The sequence below is a fragment of the Streptomyces sp. NPDC059989 genome, assembly GCF_042736975.1.
In the GTDB taxonomy this organism is placed as follows: Bacteria; Actinomycetota; Actinomycetes; order Streptomycetales; family Streptomycetaceae; genus Streptomyces.
In genome coordinates this window covers 93,089-116,960 of the sequence record NZ_JBHWUO010000026.1, presented here as the reverse complement: position 1 = coordinate 116,960, position 23,872 = coordinate 93,089, and the positions used below count along the sequence as shown (strand labels likewise).

Here is a 23,872-nt window from a genome sequence, read left to right as displayed (position 1 = left end):
GATTTGGCCCGCTGCCGTCCGCCAGGCACGGCTGGATTGCCCGCAGGGCAATTTCAGCCTCGCCGGCGTTTGAGGCGCGGGGTGTGGGGCGGAGCCCCACGGGGCCCGGGCGAAGCCCGGGGGCGCTTGCGCGGCTGCGAGGCACCCGGCGCCCCCGGACCGGCTTACTGCTGGTGGAGGGAACGCCCCGCCAGAGAGAGGAAGGCTTCGCCGACGGCCTCCGACAGCGTCGGGTGGGCGTGGATGTGGCGGGCCACGTCGGCCGGCTCGGCGTCCCAGCCCACGATCAGCTGGCTCTCCGCGATCATCTCCGAGACGTGCGGCCCCACCAGGTGCACCCCCAGCACCCGCCCGCCCCGCTCAGCGACCACCTTCACCGTGCCGCCCTGCCCGTGCACCATCCCCTTGGCCACGGCCGTCAGCGGCATCGTGTTCACCACCACGTCGTACGCCGCCTCGCGCGCCTGCGCCTCCGTCAGGCCCACGGCCGCCGTCTGCGGCGCCGAGTACGTCACCCGTGGCACCGCCGCGTAGTCCACCGGCACGGTCGGCACCCCCGCCAGGGTCTCCGCCACCAGCAGCCCCTCCGCGAAGGAGGCGTGCGCCAGCCCCAGCGACGGCGGCGGCAGCAGGTCGCCCACCACGTGGATCCCCGGGACGGCGGTCTCCAGCCGGGACCAGTCGGCCGGCGCCACGAACCCCCGCTCGTCGGTGGCCAGGCCGGCCGCCGCCAGGTCCAGCCCGTCGGTGACCGGGACCCGGCCCACCGCCACGAGCAGCCGCTCGGCCTTGAGCTCCCGCAGCTCCCCGCGCGCGGTGCGCACGGTGGCCCGTACGATCCCGCCCTCGACCGACGCCCCCTCCAGCCGGGCCCCCGTCTGCACGTCGATGCCCCGCTTCTTCAGGCCCCGCGCCAGATGCCGGGACACGTCCGCGTCCTCCAGCGGAACCAGCCGGTCCGCGGCCTCGACCAGCGTCACCTCGGCGCCCATCGACCGGTGGAAGGAGGCGTACTCCACCCCGATCGCCCCGCCCCCCAATACCAGCACCGACGCCGGCAGCCCGGGGGCGAACAGCGCGTCGTCGCTGGTCACCACCGTGCTCCCGTCGGGCTCCAGCCCGGGCAGCGTCCGCGGCCGGGAGCCGGTGGCCAGGACGATCCCGCGGGTCGCGGTGAACTCCCGCCCGTCCTCGGTCCGGATGGACCGCGGCCCCGTCAGCCGCGCGCCGCTGCGCACCACGCGCACGCCGGCGTGCTCCAAGTGCCCCTCCACGCCCTTGTGGTTGCGGGTGACGATGTCGTCCCGGGTCGCGGTGAGCGCCGACCAGTCCACCGACTCCACGCTCGCCCGCACGCCCCACCGCTCACGCGCCTCGGCTATGCCGTCGACGAGTTCGGCCGCGTGCAGCATGGCCTTGCTCGGTATGCAGCCGCGGTGCAGGCAGGTCCCGCCGACCTTGTCCCGCTCGGCGAGCAGGACGGTCAGGCCCAGGGCCGAGGCGCGCAGGGCGGTGCTGTAGCCGCCCGTGCCGCCGCCGATCACGATCACATCCACACTGCTGTCTTCGTTGGTCATGTGCCCAGCCTGGCCCGCCCGTTCCCCGGAGTCCAAGGAAATGATCTTCTGGACTCCATGCACGTTCTTTATGATTCCCGGTCATGAGCCTGCGCCAGATGGAGTACTTCCTCGCGGTCGTGGAGGAGTCCTCCTTCACCCGGGCCGCCGACGCCCTCCACGTCACCCAGCCGGCCCTCTCCCACCAGGTCAAGGCCCTGGAGCGGTCCGTGGGCGGCGCACTGCTGGAGCGCATGCCGCGCGGGGTCCGCCTCACCCCCATGGGCCGCGCCTTCCTCCCGCACGCCCAGCTCGCCGTCCGCAGCGCCCGCCAGGCGGAGCGGGCCGCGCGCGCCGCCGCCGGCGTGGTCGGCGGCGAGCTGCACATCGCCACCGTCCACGCCGTGGCCGTCGGCATGCTCCCCGGCATCGCCGCCCGCTGGCGGGCCCTGCACCCCGGCGTCTCGCTGGTGGTGCGCGAGTACGGCTCCAACGAGGCCCTGGAGGAGCAGCTGGAACGCGGGGTCGCCGACCTGGCCGTGGGCCCGGAGCCCAAGGAGTGGATGGGTCCGGTGCTCCGGGTGGGCCGGGAGGAGCTGGTCCTCGTCGTCCCCTTCGACGACCCGCTCGCCGGGCGGGGCACGGTCCGCCTCGCCGAGCTCGCCGACCGCGACTGGATCCGCTGCGCGATGGAACCGCTGGTCGAGGGGCAGCTCGTACTGGACTGGGCCTGCGGAGCGCTGGGTTTCACCCCGCGCACGGTGCTGCGTACGGAACACACCTCGACGGCCGTACGGATGGCGGCCGCCGGGGTGGGCATCGTCGTGGCCCCGGCCCACATGGTCCGGGGCGCCGTCGGCGAGGACTGCGTGCTGCTCTCCCTCGACCCGCCGTGGCACCGGCCCCTGGCGGTCTTCTCCCGGGTTCCGCTGACCGGTGCGGCGGCGGCCTTCGCGGAACTGACCGCCGGCAGCACGGCGGTCCTCGACCCGGCGCCGCGGCCCCAGGAGACACCGAGACCTTAGCGGCGCACGCGGTCCGGCCGTCGGCCACGGACCGCCCAGGCGCGGGCCGCCAGGGGGATCGAGCCGTCCGCGCGGGCGGGGAGGGTCTCGCCGAGCCGGCCGCGCAGCCGGTCCCGTGCGGCGGGGGCGAGAGCGGCGACATAGCCGGCGGCCGGTCCCTGGCCGGAGAGGAAGGGCTCCCAGAAGTCCGCGAAGCCGGTGAACACGGTGGGTACCTCGATCGGCTCGACAACCACGTCGACCAGCCCCGCCCCGGTCCACAGGGCACGCAGCGGACCGGGGCGGCAGTCCGGGAAGCGGCGGCCCTCGTCCAGCGCGGCGGCCGACGGGTCGACCTCGGCCGCGGCGTCCCAGAAGCGGCGCAGGAAGCCCATGCCCCCGGCGTAGTCCCACACGTACGCCGCGACCAGCCCGCCCGGCCGGACCGCCCGGACGGCTTCGGCGACCGCCGCCCCCGGCGACGGGAGGAAGTTGAGGGCCAGCCCGCTGACGACCGCGTCGCACGCCGCGTCGCGCACCGGCAGCGCCAGCGCGTCGGCCACCGCGAAGTGCGCCGGCGCGGGCGCGGCGGACCGGGCCGCGCGCACGAAACCGGCGGACCGGTCCAGACCCACCAGCGCCCGGGGCCGGCACCGGGCCGCCACCGCCGCGGTCAGCGCCCCCGTGCCGCAGCCCACGTCCAGCCACCGCAGCCCGCTCCCGCCGCCGAGCCGCGCCACGAACACCTCGGCGACCTGACGGCTCCACCGGCCCATGTAGCGCTCGTAGGCGTCCCCCGCCGCCCACACGTCGAACCGCTGCTCCTCCATGCCGTCACCCTTCCACGGCAAACCCCGTCAGGGGGTGTCGCGCAGCAGGAGGCTCACGGGCGCGTCGGCCAGCAGGTCCGCCAGCTCCGTGCCGCTCTCGTACGAGCTCCCCGGCGCCCCCGGCGCCCCCGGCATCCCCGGGAGCGGAGCCCACCGCCCCGGCGGCAGCGGCAGCGCGGTGCCGCGCCAGCCGCCCGCCGCGGCCAGCCGGTGCGAGAGCCGGGTCACCACCACCAGCAGCCCCGGCGAGCGGGCGAAGGCCAGGCAGTGCTCCGCCGCCGGGCCCCGGGCGGCCAGAGGGGTGTGGCCGTCGAACAGCTCGGGCCGGCTCCTGCGCAGCCGCAGTACGGCGGCGGTGAGCGCCAGCTTCTCCTGCGCCGGCCCGTGCGGCGCGTCCCCCGCGTCCAGCCGGGCCAGCGCCTCCACCGGGAAGCGGGCCGGCCGCCGGTTGTCGGGGTCGACCAGGGCCCGGTACTCCGTCTCGGCGCCCTGGTAGACCTCGGGGACCCCGGGCATCGCCAGGTGCAGCAGCGCCATGCCGAGCAGGTTCGCGCGGGCCGCCTCCGCGGCCCGCGGCGGCAGCTCCAGGGCGCGCGGGGCGTATCCGGGGACGGTCGCCTCGTACGCCTCGTCCCGGTCGGTCCAGGTGGTGTGCAGGGCGGCCTCGCGGACCGCCTTGAGCAGCGCCTCGGCCAGCCGGGGCACGGCCTGCGGGACCTCGCCGAGGCCGAGCGCGGTCTGCCGGGCCGTCCACGCCAGCTGGGGGTCCGGGCCGCCGAGCCCGTCCATCAGCTCCGGAACCTGGGACAGCACCGCGATCCGGGCCCGGACGTCCGCGCTGCGCTTGGTGTCGTGCGTGGACAGCACCGTCCCGGACCGGGGCCACTCCCGGGCCAGCGCGGCGCAGTACGCGTGGAACTCGGCGGCCGACACCGCCGGCTGCCCCGGGTCCCCGCCGACCTCGGTGGCCGACAGCAGCGGCCCGTACCGGTAGAAGGCCCGGTCCTCCAGGGACTTGGCGCGCAGCGCGGCCGAGGTCTGGGCGAAGCGGGCGGCGAAGGCCGGATCCCGCAGCAGCAGTTCCCGTACGCCGGCCACCGCGGCCGGACCGGCCTGCGCGACGGCCTGCTCCAGGGCCCGCGGCACCGGCTCCGGCTCGCCGGGATACGGCCGGTAGACGGGATAGGCGATCAGCAACTCCCGTACGGCTTCGGCAAGTTCCGGGCCGGCCTGCCGTTCCAGCGCGGCCAGCTCGGCGGCCAGGTCGCCGGTCAGCACCTCCCGCGCGCACGCCGCCGCCGTCCGCTCCCACTCCGGGATTCCGGTGAACTCCACGTAGCGCCGGGTCAGTTCGGCGAGGCCGGCCGGATCGGTGAACACCCCGTCCACCCGGTGCAGCGCGTCGTAGCCGGTGGTCCCCGCCACCGGCCAGGCGGCCGGCAGCCGCTCCCGGCGGGCCAGGATCTTCTCCACCACCACCCAGCAGTGCGGTCCCGCCGCGGCCCGCAGCCGCCGGAGGTACTCCCCGGGATCCGCCAGCCCGTCCACGTGGTCGATCCGCAGGCCCTCGACGACCCCGTCCCGGACCAGCTCCAGCACCTTCGCGTGGGTGGCCGTGAAGACCGCCGGATCCTCCACGCGGACCCCGATCAGCTCCGAAATGGTGAAGAAGCGGCGGTAGTTGAGCGCGGTGCGGGCCTCCCGCCACCACGCCGGCCGGTACCACTGCGCGGCCAGCAGCGCGGGCAGCTCCAGCCCCGCCGTGCCCTCCCGCAGCGGGAACTCCTGCTCCCCGTAGCGCAGTACCTCACCGTCGGCCTCCAGCGCGCAGGACTCCTGCGGGCCGGCGAGCACCGGCAGCAGGACCTGCCCGCCGCCCGCCTCCCAGTCGATGTCGAACCAGCGTGCGAAGGGCGAGTCCGGCCCCTCCCGCAGGACCTCCCACAGGGGTCGGTTCAGCCGCAGCGGCGTGGGCACGGCCATGTGGTTCGGCACGATGTCCAGCACCAGGCCCAGCCCGTGCGCCCGGGCGGTCGCACCCAGTGCCCGCAGGCCCGGCTCGCCGCCGAGCGCCGCTCGTACGGCGGTGTGATCGGTGACGTCGTAGCCGTGCGCCGAGCCGGGGACCGCCTCCAGGACCGGAGACAGGTGCAGGTGTGACACGCCGAGCGAGGCGAGGTACGGTACGGCTGCCTCGGCCGCCGCGAACGGGAATTCCGGGCGCAGTTGGAGACGGTAGGTCGACGCCGGAGTGACAGGTTCCGGAACATCAGATTCCGATTGAATGCTTGACTGCGGCTGGCTCATGAGAACGTACGTACCCAGCCTGCCGGATTCCGTGCCATTACCCAATGCATCCGGGTGACTGCGCCGGGTTAACGTTGCTCAAGTGGTTGGAACCGTCAACACCTATCGAAGAGTCATCGCCCTGACCGGGCCCCTACTCCCGTTCGTCTCCTTCTTCGCCCGCCTGCCCGTTGCGATGTCCCAGTTCGGGAGCGTCCTCCTGGTCGCCGAGACGAGTGGCTCCCTCGCCACCGCCGGCATCGTCGGCGGCACCCTCTCGGCCGGCCAGGTGGTCTTCGGACCCGTCCTGGGCCGGCTCGCCGACCGCCACGGGCAGCGGCCCGTCGTCCTCATGGCCGCGGCGGTCAACGCCGTGGCCACCGCGGCCCTCGTCGCCGGGGCCCTGGGCGGCCTCGCCACCGTCCCGCTCGCCGCGATCGGCGCCGTCACCGGCGCCTCCGTACCGCTGATCGGGCCCCTCGCCCGGACCCGCTCCGTCGCCCTGGCCCACCGCGCCAAGGCCGACGAGAGCGTGGTGGGCGCCGTCCACTCGCTCGAAGGCACCCTGGACGAGATCTCGTTCGTCTTCGGACCCGCCCTCGTCGGACTCGCCGCCCTCGTCGCCCACCCGGCCGTCGCCCTCGGCGGCGCCGCCGGGCTCGTCGCCGTCTTCGGCACCGCCTACGCGCTGCACCCGACCGCCGCCGTCACGGCCGGGCAGTCGGCGAAGGCACGCGGCAAGGGCCCCCGGGTCCGGCATCCCCGCGTGGTCCACTCCGTCCGCGGCTCGCTCGCCCTCCAGGGCGCCATGTTCGGCGGCTGCCAGGCCGGAATCGCCGCGCTCACCGCACAGTTGGGCGTCCCCGGCCAGGCCGGGGTCGTCTACGCCGCCATGGGCGTGGTCAGCGCCGGCGTGGGACTCGGGCTCGGCGCGCTGCCAGCCCGCTTCGGACTGCGGCTGCGCTGGCGGGTGGCCACCGGCGCCGCGCTGGTCCTCTCGGTGCCGCTGCTGTTCACCGACACCCTGTGGCCGCTGTACGCGGTCGTCACCGTGCTCGGCGCGGCCTACGCCCCGCACCTCATCACCGCCTTCGCGCTGACCGAGCGCGTCGTCGAACCGGCCCGGCTCGCCGAGTCGATGGCCTTCGCCGCCAGCTCGCTGGTCGCCGGGCAGGCCATCGCGCTCGCCGTCTCCGGGCGGCTCGCCGAGGGGTACGGGCCCGCCGGGGCCTTCGCCGTGGCCGTGGGGGCGGCCGCGCTCTGCCTGACCCTCGCACTCGTCACCCGGGTGCCGTCCGCCCGTCCCCACGCCAAGGCCTTCATCCCGGCGCAGCAGACCGCTTCTCCGGTGGCCGGCGACAGCACCGGCACCGGCACGGGCACCGGCCCCGGGAGCAGCGCCGGGGCCGGGACGGAGACCGACACCGGCGCCGGAACCGCCTACGCCGGGCGCTGAAGCACCACCAGACACCGTCCCGTCAGCGCCACCCGGTCCCCGGCCGCATACTGCGGCCCGGTGCCGGGTGGCAGCACCTCCGGCCGCGCCGTGTCCACCACCAGGCGCCACTGCGCCCCGTGCCCCGCCGGAATGGTGAAGTCCTGCGGCTCGGCCGCCGCGTTGAACATCAGCAGGAACGAGTCGTCGGTGATCCGCTCCCCGCGGGTGCCCGGCTCCGAGATCGCCTCCCCGTTGAGGAACACCGTCAGCGCCCGCGCGTGCTGCGCCTGCCAGTCGCGGGCCCGCATCTCCTCGCCGTGCGGGGTGAACCAGGCGATGTCCGAGAGCTCGTCGTGCGTCCCCTCCACCGGCCGCCCGTGGAAGAACCGGCGCCGCCGGAACACCGGGTGGTCCCGGCGCAGCCACACCATCCGCCGGGTGAACTCCAGCAGCGCGGGCGCCGGTTTGCCCGGCTCCGGCCAGCGCACCCACGACAACTCGTTGTCCTGGCAGTAGGCGTTGTTGTTGCCGCCCTGGGTGCGGCCGAACTCGTCCCCGTGGCTGAGCATCGGCACGCCCTGCGACAGCATCAGCGTGGCCGTGAAGTTGCGCATCTGCCGCTCGCGCAGCTCCACGATCTCCGGGTCCTCGGTGGGCCCCTCCACCCCGCAGTTCCACGACCGGTTGTGGGTCTCCCCGTCCCGATTGCCCTCGCGGTTCGCCTCGTTGTGCTTCTCGTTGTAGGAGACCAGATCGTGCAGGGTGAAACCGTCGTGGCAGGTGGTGAAGTTGATGGACGCCAGCGGCCGCCGCCCGTCGTCCTGGTAGAGGTCCGATGAGCCGGTCAGCCGCCCCGCGAACTCCGCCAGCGTGCGCGGCTGCCCGCGCCACAAGTCCCGTACGGTGTCCCGGTACTTGCCGTTCCACTCGGTCCACAGCGGCGGGAAGTTGCCCACCTGGTAGCCGCCCTCGCCCAGGTCCCAGGGCTCCGCGATCAGCTTCACCTGGCTGACCACCGGATCCTGCTGGACCAGGTCGAAGAACGAGGACAGCCGGTCCACCTCGTGGAACTGGCGGGCCAGCGTCGCCGCCAGGTCGAAGCGGAAGCCGTCCACGTGCATCTCGGTCACCCAGTACCGCAGCGAGTCCATGATCAGCTGGAGCACGTGCGGGGACCGCATCAGCAGCGAGTTCCCGGTGCCGGTGGTGTCCGTGTAGTGCCGCGGGTCCTCCGCCAGCCGGTAGTACGAGGCGTTGTCCAGCCCCCGGAAGGACAGCGTCGGGCCCAGGTGGTTCCCCTCCGCCGTGTGGTTGTAGACCACGTCCAGGATCACCTCGATCCCGGCCTCGTGCAGCGCCCGCACCGCCGACTTGAACTCCAGCACCTGCTGGCCGCGGTCACCCGAGGCGTAGCCGTTGTGCGGGGCGAAGAAGCCGATGGTGTTGTAGCCCCAGTAGTTGCTCAGCCCGTCGTTGACCAGCCGGTGGTCGTTGACGAACTGGTGCACCGGCATCAGCTCCAGCGCCGTCACCCCGAGCTTGGCGAGGTGCCCGATCACCGCCGGGTGCGCCAGGGCCCCGTAGGTGCCGCGCAGCTCCTCGGGGAGGTCCGGATGGTTCATGGTCAGGCCCTTGACGTGGGCCTCGTACAGCACGGTGTGGTGGTACTCGTGGCGCGGCGGCCGGTCGTTGGCCCAGTCGAAGTACGGGTTCACCACGACCGAGCTCATGGTGTGCGGGGCGGAGTCCAGGTCGTTGCGGGAGTCCGGCCGGCCGAAGTGGTAGCCGTACACCGCCTCGCCCCACGCCACGTGGCCGCTGATCGCCCGCGCGTACGGGTCCAGCAGCAGCTTCGCCGCGTTGCAGCGCCGGCCGCGCTCGGGCTCGTACGGGCCGTGGACGCGGAACCCGTAGCGCTGGCCGGGCATGACGCCCGGCAGGTACGCGTGCCGCACGAAGGCGTCCGTCTCGCGCAGCTCCACGGCGGTCTCCGAACCGTCGTCGTGGAGCAGGCACAGCTCGATGCGTCGGGCGGCCTCGGAGTAGACCGCGAAATTGGTGCCCGCGCCGTCGTAAGTGGCGCCGAGCGGATAAGCCTGTCCCGGCCAGACCTGCATAGATAACGACTCTTCCCATCCTGCTCCGGCTGATGCGGCTGATCCGGCTGGACCACGTCACTGCCAGATCTTCCCCGAAAGAGGGTCCGCACGCGCGGACTTGGGTTGGTGCTGCCGGGTGACCCGCAGAGCTGATATGCGGGTCAGCGGACTGTCCGGGCATCGGATAATGGGTCAACGGACAGCCGGTGTACGGGCCATCGGGCTGCACCGGGACGCGCGCGCGGAGTACCCTTCCGTGATCACTGGAGACGGGCGTCCAGACGCAGAAGGCGGTGCACGGGTGAGCTCGGGAGGTCTGGAGCTGCCCCCTGGTGACAGCGGTCACGAGGGTGGCCCGGCGGACGCCGCCGGCGGAACCCCCGGCGGGGTACCGGCCGGGGCGGTGTCGCTGGCCCCGCAGCCGGCGACGGGGAGCGCGCGGGCCGGGGCCGAGCTGGACTGGGGCGCGGAGGCCTGGAGCGAGGTCCGTACGCGGGCGCAACGCGCGGGACGTGCGTACATCTGGCTGAACCTGATCGAACAGCGGCTGCGGTCGGTGGTCGGCGCGGTCCTGCGGCCGATCTACGAGCCGGTGCACGGCGGCGACGACTGGGTGGTCGCGGCTGCCGGGCCCGCCGGGCAGGAGTGGGTGCAGCGGGCCGTGGCCGTGCGCGAGGTCAGCCGGCGCAAGGGCTACCTGCTCGACCCGGCCGACGACAACGTGCTGAGCTTCCTGACCCTCCCGCAGCTGCGCGAGCTGATGGTCCAGCACTGGCCGTGCTTCGAGCCGTACTTCGACGACCGGCGGGAGATCGAGCTCGCGCTGGACGAGCTGGAGGTCACCCGGAACGTCGTCTCCCGCAACCGGGCCCTGTCACGGGCCGTGCTGGAGCAGGCGGAGCGGGCCTCGGCGCGGCTCCTGGAGGTCCTGGGCGGGGGCGCCGGCAGCCCGTCGGCGGACCGGCTGCCGATCGACGCCGTCGAGGACCTGGTGGGCGACCGGTACGCGGACGTCATCTCCGTCCACCCGGACCGGGTGCGGCTCCAGCGGCAGCTGCCCGCCGAGGACCTCTTCGGGGGCGCGCGGCGGCTCGACGCCATCGGCATAGGGCTCAACCTGCTGGTCCAGAACTTCTCGGGCCGAAGACTCGTCCGGCTCACGGAGGCCGGCTGCCGGGTGCGGCTGCTGTTCCTGAACCCGGCGAGCAGCGCGGTCAAGCGGCGCGAGCGGGAGCTCGGGCTGCGCAAGGGCGAGCTGAGCCGGTCGGTGGAGATGAACATCCTCCACGTCCGCCGGGTCCGGGCGGGCCTGCGCGACCCCTCGCGCTTCGAGATCCACGTCTTCGACGAGACCCCCCGCTTCACCGCCTACCTGGTGGAGGGCCAGTCCTCGGGCATCGCGGTGGTCCAGTCCTACCTGCGCCGGGCGCGCGGCATGGAATCCCCGGTCCTGGTGCTGCGCGGCGGCGGCCGCGGCGTCCCGAAGGACGCCGACCACGGGCTGTTCACGACGTACCGGGAGGAGTTCGAATCGGTGTGGGAGGACTCCCGCCCGGTGTCGTGACGCCCGTCGGCGGGGGGTGTCGGCCGGCCTGTCAGTGCCCCGTGGCAGGCTGAAAGCCGTTGACCGAAGGTGTACGGGGGAGGGGCGCGGCATGGGGGACTGGCACGGCGGTGTGCTGATCGGGTTCGATCTGGAGACGACCGGCACGGAGCCGCAGGAGTCGCGGATCGTGACGGCGGCGCTGGTCGAGGTGCGGGACGGCGAGGTGCGCGAGCGGCGCGGCTGGCTCGCGGACCCGGGGATACCGATCCCCGAACAGGCCTCGGCGATCCACGGGATCAGCACCGAGCGGGCGGTCGCCGAGGGGCGGCCCGTGCGGGAGGTCGCGGACGAGATCGCGCAGGCGCTGGTCGCGCACTGGCGGCGGGGCGCGGTGGTCGTCGCGTACAACGCGGCCTTCGACCTGACCCTGCTCACGGCGGAGCTGGCCCGGCACGGGCTGCCCTCGCTGGCGGACCGGCTGGGCGGGGCGGAGACCGGGCCGGTGGTCGACCCGCTGACCATCGACCGGGCCGTGGACCGCTACCGGCGCGGCAAGCGGACCCTGGAGGCGGTCTGCGGGGTGTACGGGGTCACCCTCGACGCCGCGCACGACGCCGGGGCCGACGCGCTGGCCGCGGTCCAGGTGGCCCGGGCGATAGCCGAGCGGCATCCGGAGGTGGCCGCGCTCACCCCCGGCGACCTGCACGCCCGGCAGGGCACCTGGCACGCGCGCTGGGCCCGGGACTTCCAGGCCTACCTGCGCCGCCAGGGCACCCCGGACGCGGTGATCGACACGGCCTGGCCGCTGCGGGGCCTGATCCCGGCCTGATCCCGGCCTGAGGTCAGGGCCGGGCAGGGTGCGGGGTCCCGGCAGGGTGCGCGATCCCGGCAGTGTGCCGGGCGCCGGCCTGATGTCGGGTCAGCGCGTGCCCTCGTAGTCGCCGACCTTCTTCGAGACCGCCGTCTGGAGCGGTTGCATGCGGTCGACGAGCTGCTGGAAGTCGGCGGTCCGGCCGTCGGACCACTGGCCCATCGCGACCACCATGACCCGGCCGTGCCCCGTGAAGGCCTGCACCAGCCCGCTGTCCGCGGGCAGGGTCTTCAGGCCGGATCCGGGCGGCGGGCCCTGCACGGCCACCTGGTAGTCGTTGAAGGCCATCGTCAGTTCGGTGACCACCTTCACGGTGTCCTTCGGGTCCTTCATCGTGAAGACGGCCAGGTTGAACTGGTTGTTCTGCGCGTCCTTGTAGAGCGCGACCTGCTCGCCGACACAGCCCGCGCCGTCGTCGATGAGGGCGGCCAGGCGGGGTCCGACCCCGTCCGGCTCGGTGCAGGACTCCATCACGACCGAGCCCAGCCGGGTGAAGGTGACTCCGGAGTCGCCCTTGACCTCGGCCGGGAAGACGTCCGCGAGCGGGATCATCGGCCGGGTGTCGGCGGTGGCCTTCGACGGGACGGGCGACGGCGCCGCGGAGGCCGCCTTGGCCGGTGCGGGGGCGGGGGCCGCTTCCTCGGGCGAGGAGCCCGTGAGCTTCAGCACGACGACGGCCGCACCCACCGCCACCAGGACCAGTGCCGTGTTCAGGGGCCACGCCCGCCTGGGCCGGGCAGCGGGCGGCTCCCCCTCGCGCATCGTGGCGCGCTGGACGAAATCCTCGTCCAGGGCGGCGTTCCACTTGTCGTCGTACGGATTGCGCGGACCCGTGGGTATCTCGTTGTTGTTCGGCACGAACGAACCCTAGTGATCACCGCGGTCGATCAGAACCGCCCCAGGTCACAGCCTCATTACTATGCCGAACCAAGCCCGCGGACGACCTCAGCCCGGCCCTGCGGCGCGTCCCGGACCTGCCGCGCCCACCCGGTTCCGGATCGCAGCCGGGCACGGGGGCGCCCGGGTTCAGAGGCGGCCCGTCGCGGGGGCTCGGCCCAGGGCCGCCGCCACCAGGGCAGCCACCGCGAGTCCGCCGCCCAGCCACATCACCGCGCCGGCCCCCGCACCGTCCGCCGCCAGACCGCCGACCAGAGCCCCCAGGGCGATCGCCCCGTTGAACACGCCGACGAACAGCGAGGAGGCGGCCTCCCGCGCCGCGGGCGCCGAAGCCAGCAGCCAGGTCTGGGTGCCGACCGACACGCCGCCGTAGGACAGGCCCCACACCGTGAGCAGGACGCCGGCGGTCAGGACCGAGCCGCCGAGCAGCGGTATCAGGGCGACCGTGGCCGCCAGCACCGCGCTGATCACCAGGAGGGTGGAGCGCGGCGAACGCCCGGCCCCGGCGCCGGCCGCGAAGTTGCCCGCCACACCGGCGACTCCGTACACGAGCAGCAGCGTGCCGATCACCCCGGCGCTCGCCCCCGAGACCTCCTCCAGTACCGGGCGCACGTACGTGTAAGCCGCGAAGTGCCCGGTGACGAGCAGGGCCACCACGGCCAGCCCGGTCCGCACCCGCGCGTCGCCGAACAGCCGCAGCACACCGCCCAGCCGTACCTCCTGCTCGGCGGGAAGAGGCGGGAGCAGGACCGCCAGGGCGCCCAGCACCACCAGCGCCAGCGCGCCGACGGTCGCGAACGCCGTGCGCCAGTCGGCCAGTTCCCCGATGTACGTGCCCGCCGGGACGCCGAGTACCGAAGCCACGGCGATACCGCTGAAGATCAGGGAGGTCGCGGAGCCGGCCGACCGCGGCGGCACGAGCCGTACCGCCAGGCCCGCCGCGATCGCCCAGACACCGCCCATGCCGATGCCGACCAGCACCCGCGCGCCCACCATGACCGCGAAGTCCGGCGACCAGGCGGCGAGCAGGTTGCCCACCGCCAGGACCGCCATCAGCGCGCACAGCACCGCCCGCCGGTCGAACCGCCCCAGCAGCGGGGTCAGCAGCGGCGCGGACACCGCGCCGACCAGGCCCGTGATGGTCAGGGTCAGTCCCGCGGTGCCCCCGGTGACCTCCAGCGCGTCCCCGATGGGCGTCAGCAGGCCCACGGGCAGCATCTCGGACGTCACCACCGTGAACGTCGCGCTCGCGACCGCCGCGACGGCCGGCAGGCCGCGGGCCGCCGAGCGCCTCGGCCCCCCGGTGGTGTCCGCAATTTCCTCAGTCTGTGCCATGCCGTCAGCCAACCCGTCCCCACCTGCGGGAACAACGGCCGATCTCTCATCCTTCGACAAGCGGGACTACTCGATCAGAAGGAACGCCATGAGCGGTGTGGAGATACGCGAGCTGGAGGCATTCCTCGCCCTCGCCCAGGAGTTGCACTTCGGACGCGCGGGCGAGCGGCTGTACGTCACCCAGAGCCGGGTCAGCCAGCTGCTGCGGTCGCTGGAGAGCCGCATCGGCGCCCCGCTCGTCGAACGCACCAGCCGCCGGGTGAGCCTGACCCCGCTCGGCGAGAGCTTCCTCGCCGGCCTGCGCCCCGCGTACGACGCGCTGCGCGCCACGGTCGACGAGGCCCGGGCCGCCGCGCGGGGCGCGGGCGGGGAACTGCGCATCGGTTTCCAGGGCACGGTCGACGGCCAACTCGCGCGGGCGATCGCCCGGTTCGGGGACCGGTACCCCGACTGCGCGGTCGACATCGTCGAGATCCCGCTCTCCGACCCCTTCGGGCCGCTGCGCCGCCGGGAGGTGGACTGCGCGGTGGTCCTGCTGCCGGTGGCCGAGGAGGACCTGGTCCTCGGACCGGTCTTCTCCCGGCAGCCGCAGACCCTCGCCGTGTCGGTCCATCACCCCTTCGCCGCCCGGGACTCCCTCTCCGCCGAGGAGCTCGCGGACTGCCGGCTCATCGGGATCGACGGCGGCGCACCCGGGTACTGGCGGCGGGCGCAGGCCCCCGAGCTGACACCGGGCGGGCTCCCCGTGCCGGCCGGGCCCGGCGTCAACACGCTCCAGGAGGGGCTGAGCCTGGCGGCGGCCGACCGCGGGGCCATGCTGCTGTGCCGGTCCACGGCCGACGACCACGGGCGCCGCGACTCCCTCGCCTTCGTCCCGGTGCACGGCCTGCCCGACTCCGAGCTCGGCCTCGTCCGCCCCCGCCTGCGGCCCTCCGCGCAGGCGGAGGCCTTCGCCCTGGCCATGAGCCGCGAGACGGCAGGGACGGAGGCCTGACCGCGGCGCGCCTCAGAAGGGGTGCCAGCGGACCTCCGGCGCGTTCTCCCGCAAGGAGTCCACGCGGCGGCGGAATTCGGCCAGCGCCTTCGGGTTGGTGGGCGCGTGCTGGGCGACCCAGGCGCAGCTGGCCGTCTCGCGGGCGCCGCGCAGGACCGCGCAGCCCTCCCAGTCGCGCACGTCCCACCCGTAGGCGGCCGTGAACGCCTCGTAGGAATCGGCGGGCAGCCCGTACCGGTCGCGGGACAGGGCCATCACCACCAGGTCGTGCTCGCGCAGGTCGGCGGAGACGGTCTCCAGGTCGACCAGGACCGGACCCTCCGGGCCGACGTGCACGTTGCGGGGCAGGGCGTCACCGTGGATCGGGCCCGGAGGCAGGTGCGGAACGAGCCCGGCCACCTCGCCGGCGTAGGCGTCGCGGCGGGCCCGCAGGTACGCCGCGTCCGCCGGGTCGACGGCGTCGCCGGCCAGCCGGAGCCAGCGTTCGACACCGCCCAGCAGGTCCCGCGCGGCCAGCGGGAAGGGAGGCGCGGGCAGGGCGTGGATCCGGCGCAGCAGCACCGCGAGGTCCGCGGGCCCCGCCGGGCGCACCGCGTCCGGGAGCCGGTGCCACAGGGTCACCGGGTGCCCGGCCACCAGCCGCGGCTCCGGCTCGGCCGCGCGGACGGCCGGGACCCCGGACTCGGCGAACCAGCTCGCCACCGCGAGCTCCCGCTCGGCCCGCTCCAGCAGCGCCGCCTCCCGGCCCACCTTCACCACCAGCCCGCCGACCGCGAAGACCGCGTTCTCGCCCAGGGCCAGCAGCTCCGCGCCGCCGCCCACGCCGACGGCCGCCAGTACGTCCCTGGCCCGCGCCTCGTCCATGTCGTTCTCCGGATCCGGATCGTCGTGAATGCGCCAAGTCTCCCATCCGGGTGCGGACCACCTTGACGCGCCATCAGGCCCTGCGCACGATGACCGCAGGGAAGGGGGTGAACGTGGTGAAGGCGACCGCTGCCGCCACCCCCGTCCGCCGATCCGCTCCCGATCGCCGGGCCGCCTCCGACCGCCGGGCCGATCACGGAGCCTGGTTCCTGGTCCTGCCCGCGCTCATCCCCATCCTGCTGCTCAGCGTCGGACCGCTGCTCTACGGGATCGCCCTCGCCTTCACCGACGCGCAGTCCGGCCGCACCGCCCCCACCCAGTGGGTCGGGCTCCTCAACTTCCAGGACCTGCTGCACGACCGGCTCTTCTGGGAGTCCTTCCGGATCGGCCTGCTGTGGGCGGTCGGGGTCACCGTCCCGCAGTTCCTGCTGGCCCTCGGCCTCGCCCTGCTGCTCAACCAGAACCTCCGCTTCCGCTGGCTGGCCCGGTCGCTCGCGATCATCCCGTGGGCCATGCCCGAGGTGGTCGTCGGCATCATGTGGAGGCTCGTCTACCACCCCGACGCGGGGGTGCTCAACGAGACCCTGTCCGGCCTCGGCCTCGCCGGGGACACCGACTGGCTCAGCGGGCTCGCCACCGCCCTGCCCGCCGTCGTCGTGGTGGGCATCTGGGCGGGCATGCCGCAGACCACGGTCGCCCTGCTGGCCGGCCTCCAGAACACCCCGCACGAACTGCACGAGGCCGCCGCCCTCGACGGCGCCGGCGCCTGGCGCCGCTTCCTGACGGTGACCTGGCCCGCGATCCGGCCGGTGGCCCTGTCCATCAGCGCCCTGAATTTCATTTGGAACTTCAACTCCTTCGCCCTGGTCTACGTACTGACCAACGGCGGGCCCGGCGGCCGCACGCGGCTGCCCATGCTCTTCGCGTACGAGGAGGCCTTCCGCTACGGCCAGTTCGGTTACGCGGCCGCCATGGGCTGCGTGATGGTCGCCGTGATCTCGGTCCTCCTCGCCGTGTACCTGGCCGGCCGGCTCAGGGGAGGCGATGCCCGATGACCACACCCCGCCGCGCGGCCCGGGCCGGCCGGGCCGCCCAGTACACAGCGCTCGCCGCCTATCTGGTCTTCCTGGCGTTCCCGTTCCTGTGGCTGGTCTCCACCGCCTTCAAGCCCGCGCGCGAGCTCGGCAGCCTGCACCCCACCTGGATCCCGAAGGAACCGACCCTCTCCAACTTCCGCCAGGCCTTCGCCGAACAGCCGCTGCTGCAGGCCGCGTTCAACAGCCTGATCGCCGCGCTGTGCGCCGCCGTGATCGCGGTCCTCCTCGCCACCCCGACCGCTTTCGTCCTCGCCCGCAAGCGGGGCCGCCTGTCCACCGCCGCCACCGGCTGGGTCGTCGTCAGCCAGGCCTTCCCCTTCGTGCTGGTGATCATCCCGCTGTTCCTGGTGCTGAAGAACCTCCACCTCGTCAACTCGGTGCCGGGCCTGATCCTGGTCTACGTGGTCTGGTCGCTGCCGTTCGCGCTGTGGATGCTGGTCGGCTACGTCCGGGCGGTCCCGCCGGAGCTGGAGGAGGCGGCGGCGATGGACGGGGCCGGGCGGCTGCGCACCCTCGTCTCGGTGATCGCGCCCCTGCTGGCGCCGGGGATCACGGCCACCGCGCTCTTCGCCTTCATCACCGCCTGGAACGAGTTCTTCTTCGCCCTCGTCCTGCTCAAGACCCCGGAGCAGCAGACCTTGCCAGTCGTCCTGACCCACTTCCTGGGCGCGGAGGGGGCCGCCGATCTCGGCCCGCTCGCCGCCGCCGCGTTCCTGGCGACCCTTCCCTCCCTGGTGGTCTTCTCGGTCATCCAGAAGCGGATCGCCGGAGGCATGCTGGCGGGCGCGGTGAAGAGCTGATGGCCGCCGTCCGCAGGGCCCTGGCCGCCGCCGTCACGGCCGCCGCGCTGCTGCTCGCGGGCTGCTCCGGCGACGGCGACGGCGGCGCCGAAGCCGGCGCCGGCGGGACGGTGCGGATCCGCTTCCAGTCGCTGGCCTGGCAGAAGGAGTCCGTCGACGCCAACAAGGCCCTGGTTGCGGAATGGAACGCCACCCACCCCGACGTCCAGGTCCAGTACGTCCAGGGCAGCTGGAACAGCGTCCACGACCAGCTCCTGACCTCCTTCGAGGGCGGCGAAGCCCCGGACGTCATCCACGACGCCTCCGACGACCTCGCCGACTTCGCCTACGGCGGCTACCTCGCCGATCTGCGCCCGCTGCTCTCCGACCGCCTCAAGGCCGACATCCCGGCCCGCAGTTGGGAGACCACCACCTTCGGCGACGGGATCTACGGGGTCCCCTTCCTCCAGGAACCCCGGGTCCTGATGGCCAACACCGCGCTGCTGCGCGACTCCGGGGTCCGCATCCCCACCCCCGAAGCCCCCTGGAGCTGGGAGGAGTTCCGCGAAGCCGCCCGGCGGCTCACCGCGGAGGGCCGGTACGGAGTGGCCTGGCCGCTCAAGGACCCCGTCTCGGCCACCCTCAACCTCGGCCTCTCCGCGGGCGGCCGGCTCTTCCACCGTGAGGCCGACGGGAAGGCCGTCCTGCGCTGGGCCGAGGGCGACGCCGTCGTCCCCGCCACCATCCGGGCCCAGATCGACACCGACCACAGCGCCTCCCGGACCACCCTCGGAATGGGCGGCTCCGACACCCTGCCCGGCTTCTTCGGCGGCCGGTACGCGATGGTGCCGCTCGGCTTCTCCTACCGCCAGCAGATCGTCCGCCAGGCCCCGCCCGGCTTCGCCTGGCAGGTGCTGCCGCCCCCGGCCGGGGCGGACGGCCCGGCGCAGGGGGTCAGCCCGCAGACCCTCTCCATCGCGCAGGACAGCCCGTACAAGAAGGAGGCGGCGGCCTTCGTCGACTTCCTGCTGCGCCCGGCCAACATGGTCCGCCTCGCCCGCGGCGACTGGATGCTGCCCACCGGTACGCAGGCGCTCGCCGATCCCGCCCTGCGCACCCCCGAGCTCGGCTGGGCCACGGGCGTGGCGCTGGCGGGCGCGCTGCGCCCAGCGCCGGCCCAGTCCGTGCGCGGCTATCCGGAGTGGAAGGACAAGGTCGCGACCCCGGCCCTGCAGGAGTTCTACAGCGGCGCCATCGACCTCGCGGAGGTGGAGAAACGCCTGGTGGGGGACGGGAACCGGGTGCTGGCCCGGTACCAGAGGTAAGGGGAAGGGCAGAAAAGAACGTTGCACGAGACGTATCGTCTCGTTAGGGTCGGTGCATGACCTCAGCCAAGCCCGCACACATCGCCATGTTCTCCATCGCCGCCCACGGGCACGTGAACCCGAGCATCGAAGTGATCCGGGAACTCGTCGCCCGGGGCCACCGCGTCAGCTACGCCATCCCCGCCTCCTTTGCCGAAAAGGTCGCGGAGACCGGTGCCACACCGGTGATCTACCGCTCCATCCTCCCCACCGACGACGACCCGGAGGCCTGGGGCACCGAGCTCATCGACAACCTGGAGCCCTTCCTGAACGACGCCGTCCAGGTCCTCCCGCAGCTCGCGGCCGCCTTCGAGGGCGACGAGCCCGATCTCGTCATCCACGACATCACCTCCTACCCGGCGCCCGTCCTCGCCCACCGCTGGGGCGTCCCCGCCGTCTCCCTCTCCCCGAACCTGGTCGCCTGGGAGGGCTATGAGGAGGAGGTGGCCGAGCCGATGTTCGCCGGGCTGAAGTCCTCCGAGCGCGGGCGTGCCTACTACGCCCGGTTCACCGACTGGCTCATCGAGAACGGCCTCGACGGCCGGATCGAACGCCTCCAGAGCCTCCCGCGCCGCAGCCTCGTCCTGATCCCCGAGGCGCTCCAGCCGCACGCCGACCGCGTCGACCGGTCCGTGCACACCTTCGTCGGAGCCTGCCAGGGCGACCGCAGCGCCACCCAGGGCACCTGGGAGCGGCCCGCCTCCGCCGAGGGCAAGAAGGTGCTGCTGGTCTCCCTGGGCTCCGCCTTCACCAAGCAGCCCGCCTTCTACCGCGCCTGCGTGGAGGCCTTCGGGGACCTGCCCGACTGGTACGTGGTCCTGCAGATCGGCAAGTTCACCGACGAGGCCGAGCTGGGCGCCGTCCCCGCCAATGTCGAGGTCCGCCGCTGGGTTCCCCAGCTGGACATCCTGCGCCAGGCCGACGCCTTCATCACCCACGCGGGCGCAGGCGGCAGCCAGGAGGGCCTCGCCACCGGCACGCCCATGGTCGCGGTCCCGCAGGCCGTCGACCAGTTCGGCAACGCCGACATGCTGGTCTCCCTCGGCGTGGCCCGGCACGTCCCGATGGCGGACGCCGACGCCGCGACCCTCCGGGAGGCGGTCCTCGCCCTCGTGTCCGACCCCGAGGTCGCGGCCCGCTGCGCGGCCGCCCGCGCGGACATGGCCACCGAGGGCGGCACACGGCAGGCCGCCGACCTCATCGAGGCCGAACTGTCATAGCCGGTCCTTAGGCTTCCCCCATGACGAAGAAGGCGGAGACCAAGGCGACGACGTACGCGGCGCTGCTGCGCGGCATCAATGTCGGCGGGAGCAAGAAGGTCCCCATGGCGGAGCTGCGCTCCGTGCTGGAGGGGCTCGGGCACGGCGACGTACAGACGTACCTGCAGAGCGGCAACGCCGTCTTCAGCAGCGCGAAGCAGGACCCCGTGGCACTCGCCCGGGAGCTGGAGGCGGCCATCGAGGCCCACTTCGGCTTCCGGGTGCCGTGCCTGGTCGTCGACGGCCCCTACCTGCGCGCCGTCGCCGAGGCCTGCCCCTTCCCGGCCGCCGAGCTGGAGGGCAAGCAGCTCCACGCCACCTTCTTCTCCGAACAGCCCGGCGCGGAGCGCTTCGTCGCGATCGACCGGGCCGCGTACCTCCCGGAGGAGTACCGGCTCGGCGACCGCGTCCTCTACCTCTACGCGCCCGACGGCCTGGGCCGCTCCAAACTGGGCGAAGCCCTGGCGAAGCCCGCCGTGACCAAGGGCATCGACGCGACCACCCGCAACTGGAACACCGTCGCCAGGCTCGTCGAGCTGACGGGCGGGGGGACGGGGGCGATCTGACCCGAACGCTTCGAGACCGCCCGCGCCCAGCCGGTCATCGAGCACTTCCCGGTGCCGCCCGTGATCGCGTTGTCGAACGAGGGGGAGGGCCCGGGTTGAGGATGCCGAAGTACATGCCCTGCACCGTCATGCGATTTCACCGATAGCCCCGCCTCTGCCGCCGCCCGGGACGTCCCGGCACGACCCACCGGCGATCCGACCGATCGGATCAACCCGGGACACCCCCTAAAGGGCGTCCAGCACCGCCAGCTCGGTCGGCGACAGGTGGATCTTCGCCGCCTCCAGGTTCTCCGCCAGATGGACGGCGGAACCGGTGCCCGGCGTGGGGCACAGGACCGGGGAGTGGTGCAGCAGCCACGCCAGCGCGATCTGGCCCGTCCCCGCACCGTGCGCCGCGGCGACCGCGGTGACGGCGGCCGCGCTCTCCCGGGTCAGGGACCCGCTGCCCAGCGGGTAGTACGGGAGGAAGGCGATCCCGTGCTCCTCGCACAGCGCGAGCACCTCCGCCGAGCCGCGCTCCAGCAGGTTGTACGCGTTCTGGACCGAGGCGATCGGGACCGACTCCAGCGCGAGCCGCAGCTGCTCCGCGGTGACGGTGTCCAGCCCGATGTGCCGGATCTTGCCCTCCGCCCGCAACTCCGCGAGCGCGCCGAGCTGTTCGGCCATCGGCACCGACGGATCGAAGCGGTGCAGCTGGTACAGGTCGATGCGCTCCACCCGCAGCCGCCGCAGGCTCGCCTCGCACATCTCCCGCAGCTGCTCCGGACGGCCCGCCACGTGCCACAGGTCGGGGCCGGTGCGCACCACCCCGCCCTTGGTGGCGACGACCAACTGCTCCCCGTACGGGTGCAGGGCGTCGGCGATCAGCTCCTCGGCCACGTCGGGGCCGTAGTTGTCGGCCGTGTCGATGAGGGTGACCCCGAGCTCCACCGCCGTGCGCAACAGCTCCCGGGCCTCCGCCCGCCCGCCGCGCGGACCCCAGTAGCCCGGACCGACGAGCCCGCCCGTACCGAATCCGAGCCGCCGCACCGGCAGGTCCCCACCCAGGTTGAATATCCGTTCCACCATGCCCCGACCGTAACGCAAGGCGCCGGATGTGCCAGGCTCATGGCATGCGGTACATCATCATCGGCGCGGGCGCGGTCGGCGCCACCATCGGCGGACGGCTCGCGGAGGCGGGCGGCGAGGTCGTCCTCGTCGCGCGCGGCGCGCACGCGGAGGCCCTGCGGGCCGGCGGGCTGCGGCTCACGACGGCGGACGGGGAGCGCGTACACCGGCTGCCCGTGGTCACCGGACCGGCCGAACTGGCCGAACTGGGCGAACTGAGGCCGGACGACGTCCTGCTGCTGGCCGTGAAGACCCAGGACGCGATCGCCGCGCTCGACGCGTGGGGCGACGCGGAGGTCGCGGGCGGCGGGACGGCGGCGCAGCGGCTGCCGGTGCTGTGCGCGCAGAACGGCGTGGAGAGCGAGCGGCTGGCGCTACGGCGCTTCGCGCGCGTGTACGGGGTGTGCGTATGGCTGCCCGCCACCTTCCTGGAGCCGGGAGTGGTCTCCGCGCTGTGCGCGCCGCGCACCGGCATCCTGCACCTGGGCCCGGCCGCGGGCGGCACGGACGCACTGGCCCGGGCCGTCGCGGCGGACCTCGGGAAGGCCGGCTTCGAGGCGCCGGTGGTCGGCGACGTGATGCGGTGGAAGTACGCGAAGCTGCTGGGGAACCTGGGCAACGCGATCCAGGCGACGACGGGTCCGGAGCCGGATGCCGCGAAGGCGGCGCTGATGGGGCGGGCCGTAGCCGAGGCGAAGGCGGCCTTCGCTGCGGCGGGCATCGCGTACGCCTCGGAGGCCGAGCAGTCCGCTGCGCGGGACGGCAAGGTGAACCAGCCGCCGGGCATCCGTGGCGGCTCCTCCTGGCAGAGCCTTGCGCGCGGCACGGGCTCGGTGGAGGCGGACTACCTCAACGGGGAGATCTGCCTGCTGGGCCGTCTGCACGGGGTCCCGACCCCGGTCAACGACGTCCTGCGGCACGCCGCGAACATCTTCGCCCGCGAAGGCCTGCCTCCGGGCGCCATGTCCATCGAGGACCTCACGGCCCTGGCCGACGAGGCCGCGGCCCGCGCGGCTTGAAGACCGGGGCTCCGCCCCGTGCCCCGCGCCTCAAACTCCCCCAGCTACCGCTGGGAGGGGCTCCCAGGCGAGGCTGGAATTGCCCGGCGAGAACGCCTGCCGAACAGGCGGCATCGGCCACAGCCAGCCCCGCCGGCGTTTGAGGCGCGGGGTCTGGGGCGGAGCCCCAGGGCGCGACGCCGCGGCCGGAGGTGGTCGGTCAGGCCGTCAGGGCCGGGAGCAGGGCCCGGGCCTGGGCGGCGGAGTCGTAGCGGCGCAGCAGGAGGCGGGCCAGCTCCGGGGCCGCGCCCAGGACATCGGCGACGACATCCGCGCCCGCCGCCTCGGCGCCCGCCGCGATGCGGTCCGGCAGCCGGCCGGGGGCTATGACGTAGGGGGCCACCGCCACCCGGGCGAAGCCCTCGGCGCGCAGGGCCCGTACGGCGTCCTCCGTACGGGGAAGGGCAGCGGAGGCGAACGCAGGCCGCACGGCGCACCAACCGGTGTGCCGCCACTCCCGCGCGGTTTCAGCGATCGCTGCGATCGCCTCCGGGTCTGTGGATCCGGCGGACGTGAGCACCACCGCGGTGGTGGCACGGTCCGCCGGGGTGATTCCGGCCTCGGCCAGCCGGAGTTCGAGGGCCGAGAGCAGGAGCGGGGACGGCCCGAGGACATCGGCCACCCGCACCGAGAGCCCCGGCAGCCGGGCCGTCGACTCGGCCAGCGCCGCCGGGATGTCGGACTTCGCGTGGAAGGCCCGGGTGAGCAGGAGCGGGAGGGCCACGACCTCGCGCACGCCCGACAGGTAGAGCGAGGACAGGACCTTGCCCACCGACGGGGTGTTGAAGTCCAGGAAGGCCGTCTCCACCCGCACCCCGGGCCGCAGCGCCCGCACCCGCCGGGTGAGGGCGTGCACGGTCGCGGCGTGCCGCGGGTCGCGGCTGCCGTGGGCGATGACCAGGAGTGCGGGTGCGGAGGACAT

The 23,872-nt window shown here is 74.0% G+C and carries 19 protein-coding genes and 1 pseudogene; 11 read left to right on the top strand and 9 right to left on the bottom strand.

Features of this window, described 5'->3' with window-relative positions:
* Nucleotides 1–164: 164 nt before the first annotated feature.
* Nucleotides 165–1,577 (bottom strand): dihydrolipoyl dehydrogenase, encoded by a 1,413-nt coding sequence (lpdA, locus tag ACFWBN_RS23660; RefSeq protein WP_385178890.1) that lies wholly within the window; start codon nt 1,575–1,577, stop codon nt 165–167.
* Nucleotides 1,578–1,660: 83 nt separating this feature from the next.
* On the opposite strand from lpdA, the gene ACFWBN_RS23655 reads away from it, so the two are divergent.
* Nucleotides 1,661–2,581 carry a LysR family transcriptional regulator gene (locus ACFWBN_RS23655; RefSeq protein WP_385178889.1) on the top strand — a complete coding sequence of 307 codons (921 nt, stop codon included), beginning with the start codon at nt 1,661–1,663 and terminating at the stop codon, nt 2,579–2,581.
* On the opposite strand, the gene ACFWBN_RS23650 is transcribed toward ACFWBN_RS23655, so the two are convergent.
* Both ACFWBN_RS23650 and treY read right to left on the bottom strand, forming a co-directional pair.
* Nucleotides 2,578–3,390 carry a class I SAM-dependent methyltransferase gene (locus ACFWBN_RS23650; protein WP_385178888.1) on the bottom strand — a complete coding sequence of 271 codons (813 nt, stop codon included), beginning with the start codon at nt 3,388–3,390 and terminating at the stop codon, nt 2,578–2,580. The two genes, ACFWBN_RS23655 and ACFWBN_RS23650, sit on opposite strands and share 4 nt — an antisense overlap.
* Nucleotides 3,391–3,417: 27 nt before the next feature.
* Entirely contained in the window at nt 3,418–5,697 is a 2,280-nt protein-coding gene (gene treY / locus ACFWBN_RS23645) for a malto-oligosyltrehalose synthase (RefSeq protein WP_385178887.1), read from the bottom strand.
* A gap of 82 nt (nt 5,698–5,779) precedes the next feature.
* On the opposite strand from treY, the gene ACFWBN_RS23640 reads away from it, so the two are divergent.
* Nucleotides 5,780–7,132, top strand: coding sequence for an MFS transporter (locus ACFWBN_RS23640; protein WP_385178886.1), 1,353 nt, complete (start codon nt 5,780–5,782; stop codon nt 7,130–7,132).
* On the opposite strand, the gene glgX is transcribed toward ACFWBN_RS23640, so the two are convergent.
* Nucleotides 7,117–9,231: a glycogen debranching protein GlgX gene (gene glgX / locus ACFWBN_RS23635; protein ID WP_385178885.1), complete on the bottom strand. Its 2,115-nt coding sequence runs from the start codon at nt 9,229–9,231 to the stop codon at nt 7,117–7,119. The two genes, ACFWBN_RS23640 and glgX, sit on opposite strands and share 16 nt — an antisense overlap.
* 283 nt (nt 9,232–9,514) lie before the next feature.
* On the opposite strand from glgX, the gene ACFWBN_RS23630 reads away from it, so the two are divergent.
* Entirely contained in the window at nt 9,515–10,777 is a 1,263-nt protein-coding gene (locus ACFWBN_RS23630) for an SAV2148 family HEPN domain-containing protein (RefSeq protein WP_385178884.1), read from the top strand.
* Nucleotides 10,778–10,868: 91 nt separating this feature from the next.
* Nucleotides 10,869–11,588, top strand: a complete 720-nt coding sequence (locus ACFWBN_RS23625) for a 3'-5' exonuclease (protein ID WP_385178883.1) — start codon at nt 10,869–10,871, stop codon at nt 11,586–11,588.
* Nucleotides 11,589–11,678: 90 nt separating this feature from the next.
* On the opposite strand, the gene ACFWBN_RS23620 is transcribed toward ACFWBN_RS23625, so the two are convergent.
* Together ACFWBN_RS23620 and ACFWBN_RS23615 are read right to left on the bottom strand one after the other, a co-directional pair.
* The gene (locus ACFWBN_RS23620) at nt 11,679–12,488 is read right to left on the bottom strand and encodes a hypothetical protein (RefSeq protein WP_385178882.1); all 810 of its coding nucleotides are present in this window, start codon (nt 12,486–12,488) and stop codon (nt 11,679–11,681) included.
* A 168-nt stretch (nt 12,489–12,656) separates the two neighbouring features.
* A complete protein-coding gene (locus tag ACFWBN_RS23615; protein ID WP_385178881.1) occupies nt 12,657–13,862 on the bottom strand; it encodes an MFS transporter in 1,206 nt (401 codons plus the stop codon).
* Between the two features lie 88 nt (nt 13,863–13,950).
* Between ACFWBN_RS23615 and ACFWBN_RS23610 the strand changes: the two genes are divergently transcribed.
* Entirely contained in the window at nt 13,951–14,856 is a 906-nt protein-coding gene (locus tag ACFWBN_RS23610; RefSeq protein ID WP_385178880.1) for a LysR family transcriptional regulator, read from the top strand.
* A 12-nt stretch (nt 14,857–14,868) separates the two neighbouring features.
* Here ACFWBN_RS23610 and ACFWBN_RS23605 read toward each other — a convergent pair whose 3' ends face one another.
* Nucleotides 14,869–15,720, bottom strand: a complete 852-nt coding sequence (locus ACFWBN_RS23605) for a phosphotransferase enzyme family protein (RefSeq protein ID WP_385178879.1) — start codon at nt 15,718–15,720, stop codon at nt 14,869–14,871.
* Nucleotides 15,721–15,809: 89 nt separating this feature from the next.
* On the opposite strand from ACFWBN_RS23605, the gene ACFWBN_RS23600 reads away from it, so the two are divergent.
* The 5 genes and pseudogenes from ACFWBN_RS23600 (at nt 15,810) to ACFWBN_RS23580 (ending at nt 20,785) form a co-directional block, all read left to right on the top strand.
* Entirely contained in the window at nt 15,810–16,775 is a 966-nt protein-coding gene (locus ACFWBN_RS23600; RefSeq protein ID WP_385178878.1) for a carbohydrate ABC transporter permease, read from the top strand.
* Entirely contained in the window at nt 16,772–17,617 is an 846-nt protein-coding gene (locus ACFWBN_RS23595) for a carbohydrate ABC transporter permease (protein WP_385178877.1), read from the top strand. Before ACFWBN_RS23600 ends, ACFWBN_RS23595 begins: the two co-directional genes overlap by 4 nt.
* Nucleotides 17,617–18,921, top strand: a complete 1,305-nt coding sequence (locus ACFWBN_RS23590; protein ID WP_385178876.1) for an ABC transporter substrate-binding protein — start codon at nt 17,617–17,619, stop codon at nt 18,919–18,921. Before ACFWBN_RS23595 ends, ACFWBN_RS23590 begins: the two co-directional genes overlap by 1 nt.
* Before the next feature lie 21 nt (nt 18,922–18,942).
* Nucleotides 18,943–20,180, top strand: a pseudogene (gene mgt / locus ACFWBN_RS23585) (macrolide-inactivating glycosyltransferase).
* Between the two features lie 20 nt (nt 20,181–20,200).
* Nucleotides 20,201–20,785 (top strand): DUF1697 domain-containing protein, encoded by a 585-nt coding sequence (locus ACFWBN_RS23580; protein ID WP_385178875.1) that lies wholly within the window; start codon nt 20,201–20,203, stop codon nt 20,783–20,785.
* Nucleotides 20,786–21,010: 225 nt separating this feature from the next.
* Here ACFWBN_RS23580 and ACFWBN_RS23575 read toward each other — a convergent pair whose 3' ends face one another.
* Nucleotides 21,011–21,853, bottom strand: coding sequence for an aldo/keto reductase (locus ACFWBN_RS23575; protein ID WP_385178874.1), 843 nt, complete (start codon nt 21,851–21,853; stop codon nt 21,011–21,013).
* 44 nt (nt 21,854–21,897) lie between these two features.
* On the opposite strand from ACFWBN_RS23575, the gene ACFWBN_RS23570 reads away from it, so the two are divergent.
* A complete protein-coding gene (locus ACFWBN_RS23570) occupies nt 21,898–22,911 on the top strand; it encodes a ketopantoate reductase family protein (protein ID WP_385178873.1) in 1,014 nt (337 codons plus the stop codon).
* A gap of 199 nt (nt 22,912–23,110) precedes the next feature.
* On the opposite strand, the gene ACFWBN_RS23565 is transcribed toward ACFWBN_RS23570, so the two are convergent.
* Complete coding sequence (locus ACFWBN_RS23565; protein WP_385178872.1) at nt 23,111–23,872, bottom strand: sirohydrochlorin chelatase; 762 nt, start codon at nt 23,870–23,872, stop codon at nt 23,111–23,113.